We start from the raw sequence: 20,759 nt of genomic DNA on the forward strand, positions 1-20,759 counted from the left end.
ACCCGGCCATGCCGCTCCTCCGCTCCTGGATTCTGGTCGCGTTCCTGCCGGTCGCCGCTGCTTGGGCGGCTGACACGCCTGCGGCGAAGGACGCGCCCGCGGCTCCCGCGCCGGCGGCGACTGAAAAGCCGGTGTCGTTTGCGGACGAGCTGCAGCGCGTCGGCGTGAAGCTGAAGACCGGCCCGGCCACGGTTCCACTCGGCAAGGCGGCCGAGCTGAAGCTGCCGGAAAACCACCGCTTCGTCGGCCCCGACTCGCTGGATAAGTTCTACGAGGTCACGCAGAACATGCGCGGCGGGCGCGAGGTCGGCGTCGTGCTGGCGCCGAACTACATGCTGTTTTTCGACTATGACGACGTCGGCTACGTGAAGGACGAGGACAAGGACAAGCTCGACGCCGACAAGCTGCTCAAGGCGATGACGGAGAGCGAGGCCGGCGCCAACGAGGAGCGCAAGAAGCGCGGCTGGGATCAGATGAAGCTGAACGGCTGGGCGACCGCGCCGTATTACGACGCGAAGACGAACAACCTCAAGTGGGCGATCAATCTCTCGTCGTCGCAGGATGGATACAAGGAGGTGTTCATCAACGAAAGCATCCGGCTCCTCGGCCGCGGCGGCGTGATGAACGTCACGCTCGTCAGCGGGACGGCCGGCTTCAATGTGGCGGAGGCCGATGCGGAAAAGCTGCTCGCGAACAATTTTGGCTACGTGGCCGGCGAGAAATACGCGGAGTTCAAGGCCGGCGACAAAATCGCCGCCTACGGGCTGTCCGCCCTCGTCCTCGGCGGTGCCGGCGTGATGGCGGCGAAGCTGGGATTCTTCGCCAAGCTCGGCGTGTTGTTCGGGAAGTTTTGGAAGGTGATCGTCTTTGCGGTCATCGCACTCGGCGCGGGCATCAAAAAATTCTGGGACAAGATCATCGGGTCCAAGGCGCCGCCGCCGTCCGTCTGAGGCGGAACGATGGCAAACTCCTCCCGCGAATCACACGAATGCCCGCGAATCTCGGCGTTAAAACAAATCCCGTCGTCGCCTCATGCGGTTTTCGGTGAGCGTCGCTTCGCCCTGTTCCGGTTTTTTTCGCGTCCATGGGCGTGATTCGCGGGCGATCGCTGCCCCGGGCTAATCGTACCCGCTGATGTCTGAATGGATGACTGTGCTCGCGGTGTTTTGGGCGCTGTGGGCGCTTGATGGCGCGCGGCTGCGGCCGCGGTCAGGGTTTACTGTCGTGGGCGGATGCGGGCGCTGGCGTCGGGCGTTCCAGGGCAAGATCAGTCTGCCCGGATTCTGGCCCGGCAGCTGGCGCGTGCAGCTCGACGATGTGCCGGTGGCCATTTCGCCGGTGGGCGTCAGCAACCGTCCGGCCGGGTCGATCGGACGCCCCGACGAGCGGCCGGCGCGCATCGTGGCCTGGCGCTGGGCCGAGATTCGCGAGGTCGGCGTCGCGCGCGGTTGGATTTTTATCAACGGCGCCCGATTTTGCCCGGATACCGGTCATGTGACGGCACCCGAGCTGATCGCGCTCGCGCGCCTCGCGCCGGCCGAACGGGACCCGCGGATTGCGGGCGTGATCGCGCGGTGGTTTCGACCGGAGCACCTGCGGCGTCGGTTGCGCGTCCTCGTCGCCCGGACCGCGGTGCCGGTTCAATTCAACGCGATCGTGTTCCTCGGCATGGTGGGCATTACGGTTTATGTGGTCGGCGACCTTGCGTCGCGGCTGCCGGAACGCGCGAGCACGCTCCTCGCGGAGTGGCTGCCGTGGATGATGCTCGGACTGTTTGCCGCCCACGTGGCGGCGGTCGTCTTCGCGTGGCGGGCGGTGCGACGGCTCAAGCCGGTGACCGCCCAGAAGCGCACCTCGACGCTGTTGAGTGCGTTGCTGCTGCCGCCGCAGGCGTTGCGGTTGCGGGCGTTGGCCGGCGAGGGCTTTTTTCCCGTCCAGCATGGGGCGGCGGGCATGGTGGCTGCGGGCAGCGGGCGGGCCGTGTGCGCCGCGGCCTTCAACGCACTTGCTGATTTGCGCTGGCCGGCGCGGGTGGAGGATGAACCGGCGGTTGCGCGTGAGATTGATGCCTGGTTTCGCGGTGCGCTCGAGGCGCGTTTGACCGCGCTGCTGGCGGCGGCAGGGATTTCAACGGAGGCGCTGCTGGCACCGCCGGAGCCTGATTCACCGGCGAGTTGCCGGTACTGCCCCCGTTGCCGAGACCAGTTCAACGATGAGCGGGGGCAGTGCCCTAACGGTGTGCCGTTGTGTCCTTTGGCTCGCGTGCGGCGTTAGGTTTCGGCCGCTCCTTTGATGCTCTCACCCAGTCTCAGGCCGGCAATGAAACTGCCGGTTCCAGCCAGCCGTCCTTCCCGCTGCAACGCGTTCGGCGATTGTGAAACCTTGCGAGTCGCGCGCTGTCGCACACGTTGCCTTAGCCATGAAAACATCGCTTTCCCTGGGTCTTGCTCTCCTCGCGGTCACGTCGGCCAGCGCGCAGATTTTCCGGCCGGAAGCCGTCAACGGTGCCGTCCTCGGCGGGGTCGCCGGGGCGATCATCGGCAACAACAGTGGCGACCTGCGGCATAACGCCTGGAAGGGCGCCGCGATCGGTGCCGGCGCCGGCCTTCTGATTGGCGAGGCGGTGGGCAATGCGAACGCCAACCGCGGTTATGTGCCGGCCCCGCAGGGCGGCGGTTATGTTTACCGGTCGGCACCCACGGTGCGCGTGGGGGTGGGCTATTCAGTGGGCGGACATGGATCGCGTTATCTCGGCCATCGGGGTCATGACTATGGTCGCGGCTACGGGTACTATGGCGGCTATTATGGCCCGCAGTTCACAACGCGGCTGGCGCCGGCCTACGGCTACTACGAGGGCTACGGCGACGGGTATCCTTATTACTCGGGTTCCGGCTACTATGGCGTCGGCAGTGCGGCTTCGAACGGTCTCGTGCTCGGCGCGCTGGCGGGCGGCATCATCGGCCACAACAGCGGAGATTTCCGGCACAACGGCTGGCGCGGGGCGGCGTGGGGCGCGGGTGCGGGTTGGCTGCTCGGCACGATCCTCGATGCCAATCGCCGCCCGGCTTACGAGTCAGCGCCGGTGTACGTGCAGCAACCGGCGCCGACGGTTCAGGCGGCACCCGCCACCGCCGCGCCGGTGCAGTCGACCACGATCATCAACAACTATTACAACACGCCGTCGCCGATGAGTTCGGCCAACGGTTTGTTCGGCCGATGATCGATTGGGCCGCATCACGATCGCGCACGGACCACGAAATCAGGAACGATCACCGACTCCGCTGAATTTCCCCGACGCCGGCGTCGTCTGAAGGTTCGCGTTGGAATCGTTCTGGTCCGCTTGCTCGGGCCCTTGAGTGTCACTCTTCACCTTCACCATGAAAACCTCCTCTCGTATCCTTCTCGCCGGCCTCGCCGCGAGTTCGGCGTTTTTCGCCGGCTGCGCCACCACCGCTGGCGTCCAGAATCCGTCGGGCGTGCCCGTCACGGAAATGAAGCCGGATGAACGGGGCTTCGTCGCCGGTACGGGCGTCGAGTCGCAGGACCTCGTGATGGTCACCGACAAGATGGCCCGCAGCATCCTCGGTATTCCGCAGATTGCCCGCGCGCAGGTGCCGCCGAGTATCGTCCTCGATCCGGTCGTGAACAACACGCGTTTCCCGATCAACAAGGACATCTTCCTCACCCGCATCCGCACGCAGCTCAATTCGAAGTCGATGGGCCAGGTGAGCTTCCTCGACCGCGAGATGATGAAGACGCTCGAACGCGAGCGCGAGTTGAAGCGCTCGGGCCAGGTCACGGCGAGCGCCGACCCGAACGTCGTCGAGTTTGGCGGCGCGGATTATTTTCTCACCGGCAAGCTCGATGGCATGACCACGCGGACGTCCGCGGGCACCAGCGACTACGTGCTCTACAGCTTTCGTCTCACCGACGCGCGCACCAGCCGCATCGTGTGGGAGGATGTGGCCGAGGTGAAGAAACAGGGCCTCGAGGACGCCGCCTATCGGTGAGCGGAGCGTGACGAACGCCGTCGGTCGCTCCGGGTTGTCATTCCGTGCCACGCGCGGAAGCCAGCGGGAGCGACGAGATCGGTTCGTCCCGCGCGCCTCGCCCCGGATGCTCCCCGCCGTGCTTCGCATGCCTCCCGGAACCAGACTTTCCCTGTTGGTCAGCTCAGCCGTGCTGTTTGCCGGCTGTGCGTCCGAGCCGGTTGAGCCGCGCCGGGCGGCACGGCTCGCCGGCGAACGCGCGACCGATGTCGACCGCCGCGAAACCGCGATTCCGGAACGCGATCGGGTATTATACGACTACCGGCAGGCGGCGACAGCGTTGCGCGTGGGCGATTACGACGCAGCGAAGACCAAGCTCGATGACGCGATCGCGCGGATCGGCGGCATCATCACCAACGACGCCGAGGCGGCGCGGGCGCGCGGGCTGTTCGGCGCGGAGCGCAACAAGACCTTCATCGGCGAGCCGTACGAGCGGGTGATGGCGTACTATTATCGCGGCATCCTGTACTGGCGCGACGGCGAGACCGACAACGCCCGCGCGTGTTTTCGCTCCGGGCAGGTGATCGACAGCGATCCCGAGCACGACAAGTTCGACGCCGATTACGTGCTGCTCGACTACCTCGACGGCCTCGCCTCCACCAAGCTGCAGGCCGACGGCAAGGATGCCTGGGCGCGGGCGCAGGCGCACGCCGGCGAAAAAGTGGCGCTGCCGCCCTACAATCCCGCAGCCAACGTGCTCGTGTTTGCCGAATACGGCTACGGCCCGCGCAAGTATGCCGCTGGCGAATACGGCGAACAGTTGCGCTTTCACGCCGAGGATTCGCCCACGCGCTCCGCCAGGCTCGTGCTCGACGGCGGACGGAAGATTGTCCCGCTCCCCGCGTACGATGACCTGGGGTTTCAGGCCACGACGCGCGGCGGCCGGGTGATGGATCATATTCTGGGCAACAAGGCGTACTTCAAAGCCAGTACCAACATGGCCAGCGACGTCGCATTGGCCGGCGCCGTCATCGCCAACGAACAGGGCAACCGCCGCGAACGCCGCGGCAGGGACGGCGACGACGCGCAGGCCGCGGCCATCGGGCTCGGCATCCTCGGCGTGATTGGCAAGATTGCCTCAGCGGCGACGCAGACCGACGCCGACACCCGCCAATGGAACAACCTGCCGCAGCGGCTCAGTTTCGCCGCCATCAAGCTGCCGCCCGGCCAGCACGCGGGCCGGATCGAATTTCTCGATCGCAGCGGCAATGTGCTGACCCAGCGCACCCAACAGGTCAGCATCACCGTCGGATCGGACGATCGCGACACCGTCGTCTTTTTGAGCGAACTTAAACAGTGACCCGCAGTCTCACCGCACCACCACCGCGCCCTGTCCTATGAACACCCGACCTGTTGCTCTCGTTGTCTCCGTCGTTGCCCTCGCCTTTGCGGCGGGTTGCGTGAACGAACCCGGTCCGTTCGCGCCGCTCGACACCACGAAGTTCACGCTCGAGAACACCGATCGCTTCGTCCTCCTCGACAAGCCGGCGCAGAACTCCGTCACGTGCACCGGGCTGCAGGAACGGCCGCTCGCCGACGGCCGGATGGAAGTCACCGCCAACGTCAAGAACCGCGAGTCGCGCCGCATCCAGGTCCAGATCAACTGCGTGTTCAAGGACGACCAGGGTTTCTCGACCGGAGACGAGACGCCGTGGCAGACGCTGATTCTTTCGGAAAACTCCACGGAAGCGGTGCGCTTCACCGCCATGAACGCCCAGGCCCGCAAGTATACCGTCCGCGTGCGTCAGGCCCGCTGAACGGAAAAGGTGAAACCATGAAACGCTCACTCGTGCTCGTCTCGCTCGGCGCGGTCCTCGCGCCTTTCGTTGTGGCGCAATCGCCGGTCCAGCCGCCGACGCCGCCCCCGGTCGCCCAGGCGCAGCCGCGGGGTTTGTCACCGTTGCCGCAGGTCGGTCAGCCCGGCTCCCAGCAACGCGTGTATGGCCCGAGTGGAGACACGTTGATCGCGCGCCAGACGGCCGACGGCATCCTCGAGGGTTTTCGCAAGGCCTACAAAACCGACGGCGCGCCGCGCGTCGTGATCTACGTCAATCGCGCGCTGATCGACACCGCCTCCGGTTTGAACCTCACGGGCCGCAGCGAGCAGTTCGAGAAGACCGACGCCTCGCTGAAGACCAGCGGCACGAACACCTACAAGCAGAAGGACGCCGCTGCTCCCACGCTCGCCGACCAGCAGACGGTGCGTGAAGTGGAACGCCTTTTCGGCCGCGCCTTCCGCAATGCCGGCGCGCAGCTCGCCGATCAAAAAACCGCCGCGGCGCTTCTGCCGGAACAGGCCGGTGCCCATCTCGTCGGCGACAGCGCGGCGAAGGATCGCAAGGCACTGGCCGACATCGCGGACATCGCGATCGAAGTGCTGATTTCGAGCCGCAACATCACCGTGCCGGAAGTGTCCGGCGACGCCACTTATCCCGTGCCTGACATTCAGGCCACGGCGATTCGCCTCAAGGACGCCGCCATCGTCGGCCAGGCCGCCGCAAGCGACATCATCGGCAAGGGCGTGCAGGCCGGCCGCGTCATCCGCCAGTTTGACGTGCGCGACATCACCGAAGCCACGGCGATCGCGTTGATGGACGACATGCTCACCGGCAAACGGTGAGGCGGCTCGCACCGAGCCGGTGCCGACTCATTCAGTTGCCCGCGAATCACGCGAATGGACGCGAAGTTGAGAATGTGCTCCGCCAGCCCGGGACTTCCAGAGAGGGTGAGTGGATCGTGCCGCTGAATTCGCGTGATTCGCGGGAGGTTTCCTGCCCGGTTCCCTCACTTCTTCGCTTCGAACCCCGTCTTCTTCGAGGCGTCGAGGATGTCCTTCATCGCGACGTCGATCGCTTCCTGATCCTTGCCTTGGGATCGGACCACGGGTGCGCCGGTGGAAAAGTCGATCGTGGCGCCCGGCTGAATCGGGACCTCGGGCGTGCTGGGAAGCGGACGTGGGCGCAGTGAGGGTGTCGCTGTCGGCGTGAGCACGGGCGCCGAGAGTACGGGCGGAGCAATCACCGGTAGGGCGGGAATTGTCAGCTCGGGCGGTTCGATCGCCGGTGGCCCGGCGGGCTTGAGATCCGAGATGGGACTGCGGACGCTTTCCGGAATCGAGGACACATGCGGCTGGGTGAGGCCGAAGTAGGCGGCCGTGCCACCGACGGCGAGAATGGCGAGCCACAGAAGTCGGGATTTCATGAGGGCGTCGGGGCGAAGGCGGCGAAAAACGGGAGGGTAGCGGTGCCCCGCGGATCACCCGTGCGCCCGCGGTGACGGTTACCGTGGCCGCATTTCATCCCAGCGCCAGTGCGATCACGCCGATGGCCATCGCGAGTGCCGCCCACGTGCGGCGGTGGGCGTCGGCTTCCTTCAAGTAACGAGCCCCGATGAACGCACCGAGCACGATGCTGACCTCGCGGGCTGGAGCGACGTAGCTGACCGGGGTGAACGCCATCGCGGTCAACACGAGGACGTACGCAATCGGCGAAAGCAGGGCCATGCCGAAGACGAACCGCTTGTGCTCCCGCCAGTGGTGCGAAACTTCGGCCCAACGCGGAAGGGCGAACGGGGTCACGAAACCCAACACGACAAACGCCGTGCCGCCGTCGTAAATCACCGGCGGGATCGCGAGCGTGTGCACGCCGTGCCGATCCCACACGGTGTAGCAGGCGATCAGCACGCCGGTCGTCAGGCCGTTGCGCACCGCGGTGCGCAGGTGCGCGCGGTCCTGGTGAAACAGGCCGGCGCCGCCGGTCAGGAAGAAGACTGCGGTCACGATCGTGACGCCGCCGGCGATGGCGAGCAGCGACGGACGCTCCCCCAGCAAGGCGATCGCCGCCGCCGTGGAGAGCAGCGGCCCCGTGCCGCGCGCCAGCGGATAGATCAGGGAGAAATCGCCGCTGCGGTAGCTGCGTTGCAGTGACAGCGACGCGGCGGTTTTCAGCACGCCGCTCCCGGCGATCCATGCGACGGCGGTCCAGGACAGGGTCGGGTGCTGCCACCACCAGAACCCGATCAGCACTGGGATGTAGCAGGAGCAGATGATCACGCTCACCAGCCACACGAAGGGCAGGCCACCGCCGGCGCGCTTGGCGCACAGGTTCCACGTCGCGTGCAGCACCGCGGCGATCAGGACCAGCGTGAGCGCGAAGGCGGTCATGGTTTGGGACGGTGGATTGCACGGGGAGCGTGATCTGTACTGGGAACGAGATCTGTACTGGGACCGCGACCGCCCCCGGTCGCCTGTCCGGAGGATGCGACCGGGGGCGGTCGCGGTCCCACTGCCGGTCCCACTGCCGGTCCCACTGCCGGTCCCACTGCCGGTCCCACTGCCGGTCCCACTGCCGGTCCCACTGCCGGAAGCTGTCGTCCCGAACCGCGTCCGCTCACTCTGCAGCCTTCGATTTCATGTCAGCGTTCTTCACGTGCGTATCGAGCCACGTCTCCATTTCCCACAGCATGTGCAGCACGCTCTCCCTTGCCCGGTACCCGTGCGACTCATGGGGCAGCATCACGAGTCGCGTCGTCGCGCCGTGGCCCTTGAGTGCGTTGTAGAAGCGTTCGCTCTGCAGCGGAAACGTGCCCGGATTGTTATCCGCCGCGCCGTGGATCAGCAACAGCGGATCCTTCACCTGGTGCGCGAAGTTGAAAGGCGACATCGCTGCGTACACGTCCGGCGCCTGCCACAGGGAACGCTGTTCGCGCTGAAAGCCGAAGGGCGTGAGCGTGCGATTGTACGCGCCGCTGCGCGCGATGCCGGCGCGGAAGAGCCGGGTGTGTGCGAGGAGATTGGCGGTCATGAACGCGCCGTAACTGTGGCCGCTGATCGCGATGCGCTTCGGATCTGCAACGCCGCGCCGCACGAGCTCGTCGACCGCAGCCTGCGCGCTCGCGACCAGTTGCTGCACATAGGAGTCGTTCGCCTTCTGGCCTTTCTTCGCGACGATCGGCATCGCGGGATCGTTGAGCACGGCGTAGCCGGCGAGGAGAAACGGCAGCGGCCCCGTGGGACTCACGCGCGTGAAGCGCTCGGGCGTGGCTTTCACCTGCGACGCGGTTTCCTCCTCGAGAAACTCGCGCGGATACGCCCACAGCAGCGTGGGCAGCGGACCTTTTGCCGGCGTCCAGCCGGGCGGCAGGTACAGCGTGCCCGAGAGCGCGACGCCGTCGGCGCGGCGGTACTGGATGAGTTCCTGCCTCACGTCCGCGAACTGCGGATACGGATTGGGAAACGTGGTGAGCGGTGTGAGCGTGCCCGGAGCGAACGAGCGGACGAAGAAGTTCGTCGGTTCGGTCGGCGACTCGCGGGTCATCAGCGCCCGGGTGAGCGTGGCGTCGATGAAACCGCCAAACGATTCGTAGGCCGGCGGAGCGGAGCGCCAGAGCCGGCGCGTCTGCCTCGTGGCCGGATCCCATTCGTCGAGGAACGGCCGATCGCCCTCCGGTGAGGCGCCGTCGCCCGCAAAGTAGAGTTTCGATCCATCGGGGCTGCGCTGGAGCACGACCCGGCCGCGCGTGTCGCGCACCAACACGGGTCGTCCCGGATCGCCGTAGCGATCCTCGGTCTTGCGCTGGTACACCAGGGTGCGCGCGTTGCCAGGCTGGCCCGGGGCCACGCGCCACAGCCGACTGATCCCGGTGGTGGACCAGGTTTCCGTCACGAGCGCGAGGTCATCGTCGCTCCACTGCACGGATTGCACGCGAAACTCGAACTGCTGCTGCTGGATCGGTTTGCCGCTGAAGGGAGCGGCCAGGGTGTACCACGCGTCGCGGAGCGGCTTCTTGTCGGCGGAAGTCCGGCCCGCCGGCAGTGCCTGCACCCAGCTGAGCGTCGCGGGCGCGTCGGCGCGCCACGTGACGCTCCGCGGGCCGGCGCGCACGCCGTTGAAGGTGCCCTCGGCGAGCGGCAGGTCGGCGACGCGGAAGACCTGGGCTCCGGCGCGATCGTTGACCGCAATGGTGACGGGAAACCGCCCGGTCGGCACGAGATATGAATACGGCCGGTGGAGCGTCTGCGTCATCACGTAGTGGTTATCCGGAGACGGACTGACGACGGTGATCAGCCCACGGAGCGGCAGTGGCGTGAGGCCGCCTTCAAGGGAGACCAGCGCGAGTTCGCTCGTCGCATAGTACTCGAAGAGCGCTTCGTCATGCGCATTAGCGAGCAGGCCGTCGTAGGTGCGGGCGGCGGCGCGCTGGCCGAGGTTTTCCTGCACGACGGGCCCGGCGGGAGCGCCCGAGGCGTTTGGCGGCGCGCCGCGGTTTGCCGGCACGCGCCGGATCGCGAGCGTGGAGTGATCGATCCAGACGATGGGTTCGCCGAGGGCGGCGTTGAGAATCGGGTCGGTCAGCCGGCGCGCGCGCGCAGTGGCGCAGTCGACCAGCCAGAGTTCGATGCCGGTGGCGGCGACGACGGTGAGCGCGAGATGCCGGCTGTCGCGGCTCCATTCGTAGTCGGCGATGCGAACGCCGGCGGGGAGACCGGTGACGCGGGCGTCGTTGCCGCCGTCGACCGGCTTGAACGCCAGCCCGGTGAAATAGGTCGAGCGACTCGGGCCGTTGGTGACGGGATTGATGCGCAGTCCGGCGAGACGCAGCTCGGGTTGGGCGAGTTCGGCGAGGGTGGGTGCTTCCGGTCGATCGAGCAGCAGGAGTTGGCGGCGATCCGGGCTGAGCACCGCCGCAGGTGGCAACGGGGTGTCGACGATGGCGGCGAGGGCGGGAGACGGCGTGCGGTAGCCCGCGCTGTCAGCGGCGGGGAGCGGCGGAGACGCGAAAACGAGCGCGGCGAGAGAGAGCCGGAACCAGGCGGAGCGAAACATGGGCGTCGACGCTGGGCCGCCGACCTTGGGGTGGCAACGACGCAGAGGACGCTCCGCCCCGGGGTGGGTTCGGGCGCCTGGCAGGGGCGGAGTGACGACGTGCGGGCGTCCGCGGCGAAGAGGCCCGCGCCTACTTCTTCTTGGCGTCCTTCACCGGCGGCTTCACGTAGGTGTCGAGCCACTTCTCCATTTCCCAGAGCATGTGCAGGACGTTCTCGCGCCCCTGGTAACCGTGGGATTCATACGGCAGCTGGATGTAACGTGTCGTGGCGCCGTGGCCCTTGAGCGCGTTGTAGAAGCGTTCGCTCTGGATCGGGAACGTGCCGGGATTGTTGTCGGCCGCGCCGTGGATCAGGAGGATCGGATCCTTGATCTTGTTGGCGTGGTTGAAGGGTGACATCGCGGCGTAGACTTCCGGAGCCTGCCAGAGCGTGCGTTCCTCCGACTGAAAGCCAAAGGGCGTGAGCGTGCGGTTGTACGCACCGCTGCGGGCGATGCCGGCGCGAAAGATGTCCGAATGGGCGAGGAGATTCGCGGTCATGAACGCGCCGTAGCTGTGACCGGCGACGGCGACGCGCTTCGGATCGGTGACGCCGCGCCGCACGAGTTCGTCGACGGCCGCGCGTGCGCTCGCGACGAGCTGCTGGATGTAGGTGTCGTTCGGCTCCTGCGCGCCCTCGCCGATGATTGGCATCGTCGGATCGTCGAGCACCGCGTAGCCGGCGAGCAGGAACGGCAGCGGTCCCATCGGGCTCACGCGGATGAAACGGTACGGCGATTCCTTCACCTGGCCCGCAGCCTCGGCCGTCTTGTACTCGCGCGGATAGGCCCAGAGCAGCGTCGGCAGCGGACCGTCGATGGGCGTCCGGCCCGGCGGCAGATAGAGCGTGCCGGACAACGCCACGCCGTCGGCCCGTTTGTAGGTGATCAGTTCCTTCTTCACGGCCGCGTATTGGGGAAACGGATTCGCGAAACGCGTAATCGGGGTGAGCGCCTTGGCGTCGTCGCTTTCGTTCAGCTGGCGCACGAAGTAGTTGGCCGGCTCGGTCACCGCCTCGCGTTGCGTGAGGGCGCGCGTGAGCGAGTCATCGAGGAACGCCACAAACGATTCATAGTGCGGCGCGGTCGAGCGCCACAGGCGGCGCGCCGTCTTCGTGGTGAGATTGAATTCGTCGAGGAACGGCCGGTTGCCCTCCGGCGAGGCGCCGAGGCCGTCGAGATAGATCTTCGATTGATCCGCGTTCATGAGCAGACCCAGGCGGCCGTAGCGGTTGCGCACCAGCACGGGCGCGCCGGGGTTGCCGTAGCGATCCTCCGAGGAGCGATCGAAGAGCAGCGTCGGTGCGGCACCGGGCTGGCCGGGAGCGACGAGCCAGGTCCGCTGCTTGCGGGTTTTCCACCAGTATTCGGTGACGAGCGCGTGCCGATCGTCGCCCCAGGTGACGCCGGTCGCGCGCAGCGCGAATTTCTGTTGTGACACCGGGGCGCCGCTGAAGGGAGCGGCGAGGGTGAACCATTCGTCGCGGAGCGCGGACTCGCGGCCGGCGTCGCCGCCGTCGAGCGCCTGCACCCAGCTCAAGGTGGCCGGTGCGTCGGCGCGCCACGTCACGCTGCGCGGCCCCGTGCGGACGGAGCCGGTGGGAATCGGAATGTTCTCCGCGAGCGGCAGCGTGGCCACCTCGTGCACGCGCCGGCCCGTGCGGTCGTGCACGGTGATGGTGGTCGGGAAACGGGTGACCGGGACAAGATACGAATACGGTTTCGTCCACGCCGTCACGAGCAGGTATCGGCCATCTGGAGACGGCAGGGCGTTGCCGAAGATGCCGCGGAGGCCGAGGGGCGTGACCTTGCCGTCGAGGGAAACGAGGGCGAGTTCGGACGTGGCGTAGTGGTCGAACAGCGCCTCATCGTGGGTGTTGGCCAGCATGTCCGCGTAGGTGCGGGCGGGGCGTTTGCCGCTGAGGTTTTCCTGCACGACGGGACCGGACGGCACGCTCGGCGCGGTCGGAGCGTTGCCTCGGCCGGCGGGGATGAGGGAGGCAACGATCGTCGTGTCATCGACCCAGGTCGGCTCCTCGAGCACGCCATTGAGCGCGCGATCGGTGAGCCGGCGGGCCGCGGCGGTGGTGGCGTCGACGGCCCAGAGTTGAAGTCCGCTGCCTGGATTGACCACAACGATCAGGTGGCGGCTGTCGCGTGACCAGGTCACGGCGGTGAGGCGCGACGCGGCGGGAAAGCCGGTGACGCGGCGTTCCGCGCCGCCGGCCAGCGTCTTGATGACCAGGCCTGTGGAGTAACTCTCGCGGCTCGGGCCGTTGGTGGCCGGATTGATGCGCACACCGGCGAGCCGCAGCTCCGGTTCGGCGAGTTCGGCGACGGGCGGCAGCGCGGGGCGTTCGAGCAGGAGCAGGCTTTTCTTGTCGGGACTCAGGCTGACGAACGGCGTGAGCGGCGCGTCGACCAGCGCGGCAAGCGCGGCGCTGGGGCTGCGGTAGGTGGCGTTGTCCTGGGCGCGGACGCTGGCGACGGAGAGCAGCAGTCCGGAAGTGAGCAGGCGCACGAAGGCGGAGCGGAGCATGGGTGGACGTTGCGGGAGCGGCGGGAGGCGGACAATAGTGGAAACCGGAAACCGGAAACCGGAGACCGGAGACCGGAGACAGGAGACAGGGGACGGGAGACAGGGGGTGGGTGTGCAGTCCCGGGTTGAATGGGTGGGCGGCTGTATGGGTGCGGTGCGCAATGCCGTTGCGGAGGGGTGGGGGGAGCCGGAGGATGCTGGTGATGGCGCTCTCTGTTTACCTTCGCGAAATCCGGCCGACGCTCACGCTCGCGGCGCCGATTGTCGTGGGCCAGGTGAGCCAGATGCTGATGGGTGTGCTCGACAGCGCGATGATTGGGCACGCGGGCACGGTGCCGCTGGCAGCGTCGGCGTTTGGCAGCACGATCTTCAATATCTTCTATGTCTTCGGCATCGGCCTGATGGTCCCGGTTTCGATCTTCGTGTCGCGGGCGCGCGGGGCGCGGCAGCCGGCGGAAGCGGCCCAGTACCTGCGCCATGGCATGATGGCTGCCCTGGTCTTCGGGGCGGTGGAAACGCTCGCGATGGCGGCACTCAGCACGCAACTCCACCGGTTCGATCAGCCGCCCGAGGTGCTGGCGATCGTGACGCCGTTCTATCTGCTGTTTGCGGCGTCGTTGATTCCGGTGCTGGTGTATCTGGTGTTGCGGCAGTTCGCCGAGGCGATGGGGCACCCGTGGGCGCCGATGGTCATCATCCTGGCGAGCGTCGGCCTGAACGCGGCGCTCAACTGGGTGTTCATCTACGGCAATCTGGGCGTGCCCGCACTCGGCCTCACCGGCGCGGGCATCGCGACGCTGGTGTCGCGCATCGCCGGAGCGGCGGGAATTTTCTTCTGGCTGCGACGGGATTCACGGCTGCGCGAAGCGTGGCCGATCCAGTGGCGCGGAGCCTATGCGTTCGAACGGCTTCGCGAGATGATGCGGATCGGACTGCCGGCGGCGGGGATGCTTTTGTTTGAGACGACGGCGTTCGCCTTTTCCGGCATCATGATTGGCTGGCTGGGAGCGGCACCGCTTGCGGCGCATCAAATCGGTCTGAGCTGCGCGTCGATGGCGTTCATGTTTCCGCTGGGCCTTTCGATGGCCGTCGGCATTCGCGTCAGCCACGTGGTGGGCTCGGGCGAACGCGAGCGCTTGCGGCCGATTGGCTTTGGTACGCTCGGACTAGGACTGGCCGTGATGGTCGGTTTCGCGCTGCTCTTTGGCTTGGGCGGCAAGACCCTTGCGGGTTGGTTCGTGCATGATCAGGCAGTCGTGGTGCTCGCGGCGCAGCTTCTCCTTGTCGGAGCGATCTTCCAACTGGCCGATGGGGTGCAGGTCATCGCGGCGCATCTGCTCCGCGGCATCAGCGACGTGAAAATCCCGACGATGATTACCTTCGTCGCGTACTGGGGCGTGGCGTTGCCACTCGGTTACGCGCTGGGCATTCGCGGACCTTACGGTGCGCCCGGCGTGTGGACGGGCATCGCCACGGGCCTCGCCTTCGCGGCCGTGTTTCTCACGGTGCGCTTCGCCCGGCTGACGCGGATGCGGGGGGAGGGAGTTGAGCGCTGAGGGTTGAGAGTTGAGCGCCAGATCTCAGAACAGTGCAGTGGCAGCGACCGGCTCTCCGTCGGAAAATCGTTGCTGGTTCTCTCAGCCCTCAACTCTCAACTCTCAACTTGCTAGAATTTCCACTCGAGCTCCGCGCTCACGAAGGCGGCGGTGTCGTCGGACTTCAGTTTGTAGCCGCGGCTGTGGTAGTCGACGTTGAGAATGGGGACGGCGCCGACGGCGACGCGGGTCTGAAAGGTCGGTGACGCCTTCCATGTCACCGCCGGGCCGACACGCAGGGCCTGGTATTCGAGCCGGGTGCGATCCAAGGCTGGCCGGAGTGCACTGCGCGGGACCGGCGCATCCGTCACGTAAAACGAACCGAAGTCCGCCTCGGCGACGAACTCGGCCTTGAGCGCGTCGTTGATCTGCCACGACGCCCCGGTGCGGGGAAACCCGAGGAACGCACGCCAGCCCGGGGCGGGTGTCCAATCGAAGGTTGCGACCGGCAAAATGCGTCCGGTGCCGCGCGAAAGGGAATCATAGACGACGCCAAAGCCGGCACTGAAATCGGATGTGAACTTGCGCGTCGCGAGCGCGAACAGCCCGAAGCCCAGGCCGCGTTGGGTGAACCCGCTGCCGGCGTTGGAGATCTCGGGACCGGCGCTGGCAATGAACACCCAGTCCTTGACGGGCACGCCGACGACGGAGAACGACGCGCCGAGACTCTTCAGCGTGTCGGGCAGCGGCGTACCGGCTTCGCGATCGAGATCGTAGTGCTGATAGTCGAGGCCGATCGCGGGAAACCACGCCCCGTTCAACGGCGGGAGCGGAATCTTCAGTTTCGCGCCGTACTGCGTGACGGCGAATCCCCCGGCGCTGGCGCCCCGCGCGGTGAAGTCGGTCTGGCTCGTGGCCGCACCATCGATGGCCAGCGAAATCGCCGCGCCCGCCCGTGAGCCCGGCGCCGGCTGGGCGTGAGTCAGGGCGGCGGCGCAGAGCGCTGCGACCCAAGCGGCCGTCGGACGAAACCAAGTGAAGGGAAGGGACAAAGAGGTCATGGTGCCAGTGATACGGATGGAGGCCGGACGGGGATGCGTCCGGCCGGTGATTGTCAGGATCCCCTGGGCGCGAGCCCAAGTCGTTGCGTGACTTCGGCCAGCGAAAGCCCGTGGATACGGATCGTCTTTTGGCGCGAGGTGTCGCCGCGCAATACTGTCACCGCCCGCTGCGGCAGGTTCAGGGCGTCCGCGAGAAAGGCGCACAAAACTTCATTGGCGCGGCCTTCCACCGGCGGCGCGTGGACCTTGATTTTGATCGCGTCGCCGAGCCACCCGACCACTTCGCTCCGCGGCGCGTTGGGAATCGCCTTGATGGCCAGCAGGCAGAACGCCGCGGCGGGAGTTTTGTCGGCGGCGCTCACCTCGGTGCGACCGGAAACGGTGCCGGCGGTTCAGGCCAGGGCTTCGGCGATGGCACCGATGATTTCCTCCACCGGTTCGACGCCGCAGCACAGCCGCAGGATGTCCGGATCGATGCGACTCGCGGCGAGTTCCGCGATGCCCGCAGGGGTCGTCACGAGATCGTAGTGGGCGAGGTACATGAACGAACAGATCAGCGTCGTCTTCATGCCGAAGCTCGGGCCCTTCGGCAGCCGCAGCCGGTCGTAAAAGGGTTCCATCGGGGCGCGCAGCGTGAACGAGATCATGCCGCCCGTCGCCTCGGGCGTGCGGGCGATGCGCTGGTAATTTTCCCGCGAGGCCGGATGCAGGGCCCAGTAAACATCGCGCACCTTCGGGTGGTTCTCGAGGTAGGCGACGACGCGCGCGGTGTTCGCCTGAATCTTCGCGAGTACGGCTTCCGTTTCGCCGATCTCCGCGGCCAGGCGCGCGAGTTCGCGAAAGTACGGCGGCTCCACCTCGGCGGCGGCGCGGCGGCGGAGTTCATCGGCGTCGCGGCCGGCGGGATTGATGGCGACGAGGCCCGCGGTCAGGTCGCCCTCGCTGGCCGTGTACTTGGTGAGACTCGAGGCGATGCTGTCGGCGTGATGGAGTATCTTGAGCGCGAATACGGACGCGACCGAAGGATCGAGGATGAGGTGCGCGCCATGCTGCCGGCAGAGGTGCGAGATCGCGGCGAGGTCGGGCGTCTGGATCAGCGGATTCGTCGGCAGCTCGGCAACGACGCCGGCGATGCGGGCACCGTGCTTCGCGAAGATGCGCGCGATGGCATCCTGATCCAGCGGGTCGCGGACGTAAACGTAGTCCGCGGGCGTGGACGTGAAACGCTTTAGGATCGCGATGGTGTCGAGGTACAGCCAGCCGAGTTGCAGCCAGACCGTGCGGCCGCGTTCCGCCTGCAGGCTGGCGGAGGCGCGGAACGCGGCGTGGATCGCGTTCATGCCCGACGGCGCGAGGAGCAGGTCGTCGTCGGTGGTGTCGGGCAGGGCGGTGCGCAGCACGCGGCGAACTTCAGCGCCCGCATCGCCGGGAAACGTTTTCTCCGCGAAACGCGCAGGGATCAGTTTCAGCCGGAGCAGATGATCCTCGGCTTCACGCGAGGAGATGAAGCCTCCGATGTTCTGCAGGTAGGTTTTCGCCAGCGCGTAGAGTTCCGGCGACACGGGGTGCGACACGCCGGACAGACCGTCACTGGAAAAGAGCTTGGCACCTTTGGTCTTCGCGGCGAGCAGCGTCGCGAGATTGTCGGCCATGCGCGATGACGACGTCAGCCACAACGTCCGGCCGGCGAGGGCGGGCACCGTCGCGGTGTAGTGCGCGATCAGCTGGCGCGAGAACGGGTGGACCAGGAAGCGCGGATATCCCGAGGCGAGCTGCGCCATCGTCGCGGGATCCTTCTCCTCGTAGCCGCGGACGTCGCGCATCGTCGGCAGGCTGCAGGAGACAGCGTGTGGTGTATCCGGGATGCATTGACCGAGGGGGAGGTGAGGGAAGACCGGCATGGCAAAGGGCGAGCTTGAGGCGCGGATCCGGAGGGACGCAACCGTCGGCTGGCGTGGGCTGTGTCATGGCCGCGCGGCTCACAATGCGCTTCAATTTTCACTGGCTGGCGGTAGCGTCGAGGCGTGCTGCGCGGCTTTCGCCGGCAGATTTGCTTCATCCCCCAACGCCCCATGTACAACGCGCTCTCCCAACTCAACTATCTCGCCATCGCCGTCACCACCTTCGCCGGATTTCTCTTTGGCTGGTTGTGGTATTCGCCGGTGCTCTTTTCCAAGGCCTGGATGGCGGAGATGAAGATCACCGAGGCGATGATGAAGGCGGCGGCGCAGAAAGGCATGGCCGGGTTCTTCGTGCGGGGGCTCGTGTACACGTTTCTTTCGACGTTCGCGCTGACCATTCTGATCGAATCCCGCGGGCCCATCAACGTGGTGAAAGGCGCGGCGATCGGCGCGTTTGTCGGGCTGCTGCTCGTCGGCGCGCGCATGCTCAACAGTGGCGTGTGGGAGCAGCGTTCCGTGCGGCTGCTTGCCATCACCGTCGGGCACGAAGTAATTTTGTTCACGCTGCAGGGCACGATTCTCGGCGCGTGGTTGTGATGCAAGAGACCGCCCGCGAATCACACTAATGGGCGCGAATTTCAGAGATGGAAATCAGGGCCACCACGGCCCTCGTTCTCAGCAACATCAATTCGCGCGATTCGCGGGCAACTGAGTTGTTTCGTCTGAGAGATGAGGCAGACGCCGTCGACGTCCCGGCCTGTGATGCAGACGTCGGATTGCTGCCGCGTCGGTTCGATCGCTCGACCTTCTACCCGGTGCGGCGACCGCAGTTTCAATTTGCGCCGGCCCGTCCGGATGCGTTCAACGGGCGCGCATGAAACTCGTCTCGTGGAACGTCAACGGCGTGCGCGCCGCGCACAAGAAGGGCCTGCTCGACTTCATGGAGCAGGCGAAGGCCGATGTGATCTGCCTGCAGGAGGCGAAGGCGCACCCGGGCGATGCCCAGCACATCGCGTGGCCGCACGGATACGAGACGTTCTGGAATCCGGCGGTGAAGAAGGGCTACAGCGGCACGATTGTGTTCACGCGCATCAAGCCGAAGGCCGTGACGCTCGGCATCGGTTTGCGCGAGCATGATGCCGAGGGCCGCGTGATCACGGCGGAGTACGACGATTTCTTCCTGCTCAACGTCTATCAGCCCAACTCGCAGCGCGGGCTCACGCGCCTCGAGTATCGCACGCAGGAGTGGGATCCGGCGTTTCTCGCGTATGTGAAGAAGCTCGGGAAAAAGGGGAAGCCGGTGATCTTCTGCGGCGATCTCAACGTGGCGCACACCGAGATCGATCTGACAAATCCCAAGACCAACCGGCGCAACGCGGGCTTCACCGACGAGGAGCGCGGCAACTTCACACGGATCCTGGAGAGCGGGTTTGTGGATACGTTTCGCGAATTCGAAAAAGGCCCCGGCCACTATTCGTGGTGGAGCCAGATGATGAACTGCCGCGCGCGGAACATCGGGTGGCGCGTCGATTACTTTGTCGCCAGCGAGAAGCTGCGGCCCGCGCTCAAGCGCGCCTGGATTTCGCCGGAAGTCATGGGCAGCGACCACTGTCCGGTCGGGCTGGAAATCGCCTGACAGCCCGCCGGCCGCGGGCATGCTCGCGGGCACCCCTATGAAAACGCTTCTCAGGATTGGGCTCGGACTGGTCGTGCTCGTACTGGCGCTGGTGGCGGTCGCTTTTCTCCTGCCGCGGACTTACCGCGTGGAACGTTCGACGGTGATCAACGCCAGCCCCGCGGTCGTGTTCGCCCAGTTCGGTGATCTGCGGGCCTGGAAAAACTGGGGCGCGTGGCAGGAGCGCGATCCCGGCATGAAGATGACGTTCTCGGAGAAAACCACGGGCGTCGGCGCGTGGAGCGCATGGGAGAGCAAGTCCGAGGGCAACGGTAAGATGACGTTCACCGCGGTCGAGCCCGCGAAGAGCGTGACCTACCGACTCGAGTTCCCGGACATGGGCATGGGATCGGAAGGTTCGATGGCGCTGCAGCCGGCGGACAAGGGCGTAAAGGTGATCTGGGTCGACGCCGGGGATCTCGGGATGAATCCGATGGGTCGCTGGTTCGGCCTCTTTGTCGATCGCATGATCGGACCGGATTTCGAGAAGGGACTTTCGAATCTGAAGCGGCTCGCGGAGGCGCCGCCGAAATGACGCCGGTGCTCGCCGAGTTGAAGACGTTGATGAGCCGGCGACCGGGCGCGACGCTGGCCGTGGCCGAGAGTCTCACCTGCGGGCAGCTGCAGGCGCGCATCGGCGAGATTAAGGGCGCGTCGAATTTCTTTCTCGGCGGCCTCACGGCCTACTCGCTCGATCAGAAGGTCCGGCATCTGGGTGTGACGCGCGCGGCGGCGCGGCGCGTCAATTGTGTCTCAGCCGCGGTGGCGGAGGAAATGGCGCGCGGCGCGTGCCGTTTGTTCGGGAGCGAACTCGGCGTCGCGACGACGGGCTACGCCGAGCCGTCGAAGGCAGACCACGTGCTCGATCCGTTTGCGTGGTGGGCGATCGCTCATCGGCGGCGGGGTCGCTTTCTCACCGTGCGCAGCGGGCGCGTCGAGTGCCCGGGCGCGACCCGCGTCGACGTTCAACTGATCGTGGCCGCGGCCGCGCTGGGGGAACTGGTGGCCTATCTGCGCGAGTCGGAAGTAAAGCCGTAGCGCGCTCAGCAGACGGCGTTAATTCTAAAGCCAGAAAGCCAGGAATCGGACTACGGTTGCGGCGAGAGCTATTGCATCTTCACCGCGAATTACGGTGG

General features: G+C 66.5%; 19 protein-coding genes. 12 read left to right on the plus strand and 7 right to left on the minus strand.

Features of this window, described 5'->3' with window-relative positions:
• Positions 1-8: 8 nt before the first annotated feature.
• The 7 genes from ACLJEU_RS01200 to ACLJEU_RS01230 all read left to right on the plus strand — a co-directional run bounded on the left by ACLJEU_RS01200 (position 9) and on the right by ACLJEU_RS01230 (position 6,669).
• Entirely contained in the window at positions 9-950 is a 942-nt protein-coding gene (locus ACLJEU_RS01200; RefSeq protein ID WP_414663493.1) for a DUF2167 domain-containing protein, read from the plus strand.
• A gap of 184 nt (positions 951-1,134) precedes the next feature.
• A complete protein-coding gene (locus tag ACLJEU_RS01205) occupies positions 1,135-2,274 on the plus strand; it encodes a hypothetical protein (RefSeq protein ID WP_414663492.1) in 1,140 nt (379 codons plus the stop codon).
• A gap of 145 nt (positions 2,275-2,419) precedes the next feature.
• Complete coding sequence (locus ACLJEU_RS01210; protein WP_414663491.1) at positions 2,420-3,220, plus strand: YMGG-like glycine zipper-containing protein; 801 nt, start codon at positions 2,420-2,422, stop codon at positions 3,218-3,220.
• A gap of 157 nt (positions 3,221-3,377) precedes the next feature.
• Positions 3,378-4,010, plus strand: coding sequence for a penicillin-binding protein activator LpoB (locus ACLJEU_RS01215; RefSeq protein ID WP_414663490.1), 633 nt, complete (start codon positions 3,378-3,380; stop codon positions 4,008-4,010).
• A gap of 127 nt (positions 4,011-4,137) precedes the next feature.
• Complete coding sequence (locus tag ACLJEU_RS01220; protein ID WP_414663489.1) at positions 4,138-5,349, plus strand: hypothetical protein; 1,212 nt, start codon at positions 4,138-4,140, stop codon at positions 5,347-5,349.
• A gap of 37 nt (positions 5,350-5,386) precedes the next feature.
• A complete protein-coding gene (locus ACLJEU_RS01225; protein WP_414663488.1) occupies positions 5,387-5,806 on the plus strand; it encodes a DUF1425 domain-containing protein in 420 nt (139 codons plus the stop codon).
• A 17-nt stretch (positions 5,807-5,823) separates the two neighbouring features.
• Positions 5,824-6,669, plus strand: coding sequence for a hypothetical protein (locus ACLJEU_RS01230; protein WP_414663487.1), 846 nt, complete (start codon positions 5,824-5,826; stop codon positions 6,667-6,669).
• A gap of 164 nt (positions 6,670-6,833) precedes the next feature.
• On the opposite strand, the gene ACLJEU_RS01235 is transcribed toward ACLJEU_RS01230, so the two are convergent.
• The 4 genes from ACLJEU_RS01235 to ACLJEU_RS01250 form a co-directional block, all read right to left on the minus strand.
• Positions 6,834-7,250, minus strand: a complete 417-nt coding sequence (locus ACLJEU_RS01235) for a hypothetical protein (RefSeq protein WP_414663486.1) — start codon at positions 7,248-7,250, stop codon at positions 6,834-6,836.
• 94 nt (positions 7,251-7,344) lie between these two features.
• The gene (locus ACLJEU_RS01240; protein ID WP_414663485.1) at positions 7,345-8,211 is read right to left on the minus strand and encodes an EamA family transporter; all 867 of its coding nucleotides are present in this window, start codon (positions 8,209-8,211) and stop codon (positions 7,345-7,347) included.
• A gap of 226 nt (positions 8,212-8,437) precedes the next feature.
• Complete coding sequence (locus tag ACLJEU_RS01245; RefSeq protein WP_414663484.1) at positions 8,438-10,873, minus strand: alpha/beta hydrolase family protein; 2,436 nt, start codon at positions 10,871-10,873, stop codon at positions 8,438-8,440.
• Positions 10,874-11,003: 130 nt separating this feature from the next.
• Positions 11,004-13,451 carry a S9 family peptidase gene (locus ACLJEU_RS01250; RefSeq protein ID WP_414663483.1) on the minus strand — a complete coding sequence of 816 codons (2,448 nt, stop codon included), beginning with the start codon at positions 13,449-13,451 and terminating at the stop codon, positions 11,004-11,006.
• A gap of 203 nt (positions 13,452-13,654) precedes the next feature.
• Here ACLJEU_RS01250 and ACLJEU_RS01255 point away from each other — a divergent pair, with 203 nt between their 5' ends.
• The gene (locus ACLJEU_RS01255) at positions 13,655-15,007 is read left to right on the plus strand and encodes an MATE family efflux transporter (RefSeq protein WP_414663482.1); all 1,353 of its coding nucleotides are present in this window, start codon (positions 13,655-13,657) and stop codon (positions 15,005-15,007) included.
• 110 nt (positions 15,008-15,117) lie between these two features.
• Here ACLJEU_RS01255 and ACLJEU_RS01260 read toward each other — a convergent pair whose 3' ends face one another.
• From ACLJEU_RS01260 to ACLJEU_RS01270, 3 genes are read right to left on the minus strand one after another with little or no spacing between them, the layout of a single operon-like run.
• Entirely contained in the window at positions 15,118-16,047 is a 930-nt protein-coding gene (locus ACLJEU_RS01260) for a DUF6268 family outer membrane beta-barrel protein (protein ID WP_414663481.1), read from the minus strand.
• A 53-nt stretch (positions 16,048-16,100) separates the two neighbouring features.
• Positions 16,101-16,409, minus strand: a complete 309-nt coding sequence (locus tag ACLJEU_RS01265) for a DUF167 domain-containing protein (RefSeq protein WP_414663480.1) — start codon at positions 16,407-16,409, stop codon at positions 16,101-16,103.
• A 30-nt stretch (positions 16,410-16,439) separates the two neighbouring features.
• A complete protein-coding gene (locus ACLJEU_RS01270) occupies positions 16,440-17,870 on the minus strand; it encodes a PLP-dependent transferase (RefSeq protein WP_414663479.1) in 1,431 nt (476 codons plus the stop codon).
• Between the two features lie 249 nt (positions 17,871-18,119).
• Between ACLJEU_RS01270 and ACLJEU_RS01275 the strand changes: the two genes are divergently transcribed.
• The 4 genes from ACLJEU_RS01275 to ACLJEU_RS01290 all read left to right on the plus strand — a co-directional run bounded on the left by ACLJEU_RS01275 (position 18,120) and on the right by ACLJEU_RS01290 (position 20,661).
• Positions 18,120-18,545, plus strand: a complete 426-nt coding sequence (locus tag ACLJEU_RS01275) for a DUF1761 domain-containing protein (RefSeq protein ID WP_414663478.1) — start codon at positions 18,120-18,122, stop codon at positions 18,543-18,545.
• Positions 18,546-18,822: 277 nt separating this feature from the next.
• Complete coding sequence (locus tag ACLJEU_RS01280) at positions 18,823-19,584, plus strand: exodeoxyribonuclease III (RefSeq protein ID WP_414663477.1); 762 nt, start codon at positions 18,823-18,825, stop codon at positions 19,582-19,584.
• A 37-nt stretch (positions 19,585-19,621) separates the two neighbouring features.
• Complete coding sequence (locus tag ACLJEU_RS01285) at positions 19,622-20,158, plus strand: SRPBCC family protein (protein ID WP_414663476.1); 537 nt, start codon at positions 19,622-19,624, stop codon at positions 20,156-20,158.
• Positions 20,155-20,661: a CinA family protein gene (locus ACLJEU_RS01290; RefSeq protein WP_414663475.1), complete on the plus strand. Its 507-nt coding sequence runs from the start codon at positions 20,155-20,157 to the stop codon at positions 20,659-20,661. Before ACLJEU_RS01285 ends, ACLJEU_RS01290 begins: the two co-directional genes overlap by 4 nt.
• Positions 20,662-20,759 lie beyond the last annotated feature (98 nt).

It is taken from the genome of Terrisphaera buseokensis (assembly GCF_047521145.2).
Taxonomy (GTDB): Bacteria; Verrucomicrobiota; Verrucomicrobiia; order Opitutales; family Opitutaceae; genus ER46.

Coding starts and splice junctions, on each gene's coding strand:
- ACLJEU_RS01255 (WP_414663482.1), top strand. CDS start 13,655: ATGGCGCTCTCTGTTTACCTTCGCGAAATCCGGCCGACGCTCACGCTC.
- ACLJEU_RS01260 (WP_414663481.1), bottom strand. CDS start 16,047: ATGACCTCTTTGTCCCTTCCCTTCACTTGGTTTCGTCCGACGGCCGCT.
- ACLJEU_RS01290 (WP_414663475.1), top strand. CDS start 20,155: ATGACGCCGGTGCTCGCCGAGTTGAAGACGTTGATGAGCCGGCGACCG.
- ACLJEU_RS01220 (WP_414663489.1), top strand. CDS start 4,138: ATGCCTCCCGGAACCAGACTTTCCCTGTTGGTCAGCTCAGCCGTGCTG.
- ACLJEU_RS01280 (WP_414663477.1), top strand. CDS start 18,823: ATGAAACTCGTCTCGTGGAACGTCAACGGCGTGCGCGCCGCGCACAAG.
- ACLJEU_RS01285 (WP_414663476.1), top strand. CDS start 19,622: ATGAAAACGCTTCTCAGGATTGGGCTCGGACTGGTCGTGCTCGTACTG.
- ACLJEU_RS01270 (WP_414663479.1), bottom strand. CDS start 17,870: ATGCGCGACGTCCGCGGCTACGAGGAGAAGGATCCCGCGACGATGGCG.
- ACLJEU_RS01250 (WP_414663483.1), bottom strand. CDS start 13,451: ATGCTCCGCTCCGCCTTCGTGCGCCTGCTCACTTCCGGACTGCTGCTC.
- ACLJEU_RS01215 (WP_414663490.1), top strand. CDS start 3,378: ATGAAAACCTCCTCTCGTATCCTTCTCGCCGGCCTCGCCGCGAGTTCG.
- ACLJEU_RS01205 (WP_414663492.1), top strand. CDS start 1,135: ATGTCTGAATGGATGACTGTGCTCGCGGTGTTTTGGGCGCTGTGGGCG.
- ACLJEU_RS01240 (WP_414663485.1), bottom strand. CDS start 8,211: ATGACCGCCTTCGCGCTCACGCTGGTCCTGATCGCCGCGGTGCTGCAC.
- ACLJEU_RS01235 (WP_414663486.1), bottom strand. CDS start 7,250: ATGAAATCCCGACTTCTGTGGCTCGCCATTCTCGCCGTCGGTGGCACG.
- ACLJEU_RS01225 (WP_414663488.1), top strand. CDS start 5,387: ATGAACACCCGACCTGTTGCTCTCGTTGTCTCCGTCGTTGCCCTCGCC.
- ACLJEU_RS01275 (WP_414663478.1), top strand. CDS start 18,120: ATGTACAACGCGCTCTCCCAACTCAACTATCTCGCCATCGCCGTCACC.
- ACLJEU_RS01210 (WP_414663491.1), top strand. CDS start 2,420: ATGAAAACATCGCTTTCCCTGGGTCTTGCTCTCCTCGCGGTCACGTCG.
- ACLJEU_RS01230 (WP_414663487.1), top strand. CDS start 5,824: ATGAAACGCTCACTCGTGCTCGTCTCGCTCGGCGCGGTCCTCGCGCCT.
- ACLJEU_RS01200 (WP_414663493.1), top strand. CDS start 9: ATGCCGCTCCTCCGCTCCTGGATTCTGGTCGCGTTCCTGCCGGTCGCC.
- ACLJEU_RS01245 (WP_414663484.1), bottom strand. CDS start 10,873: ATGTTTCGCTCCGCCTGGTTCCGGCTCTCTCTCGCCGCGCTCGTTTTC.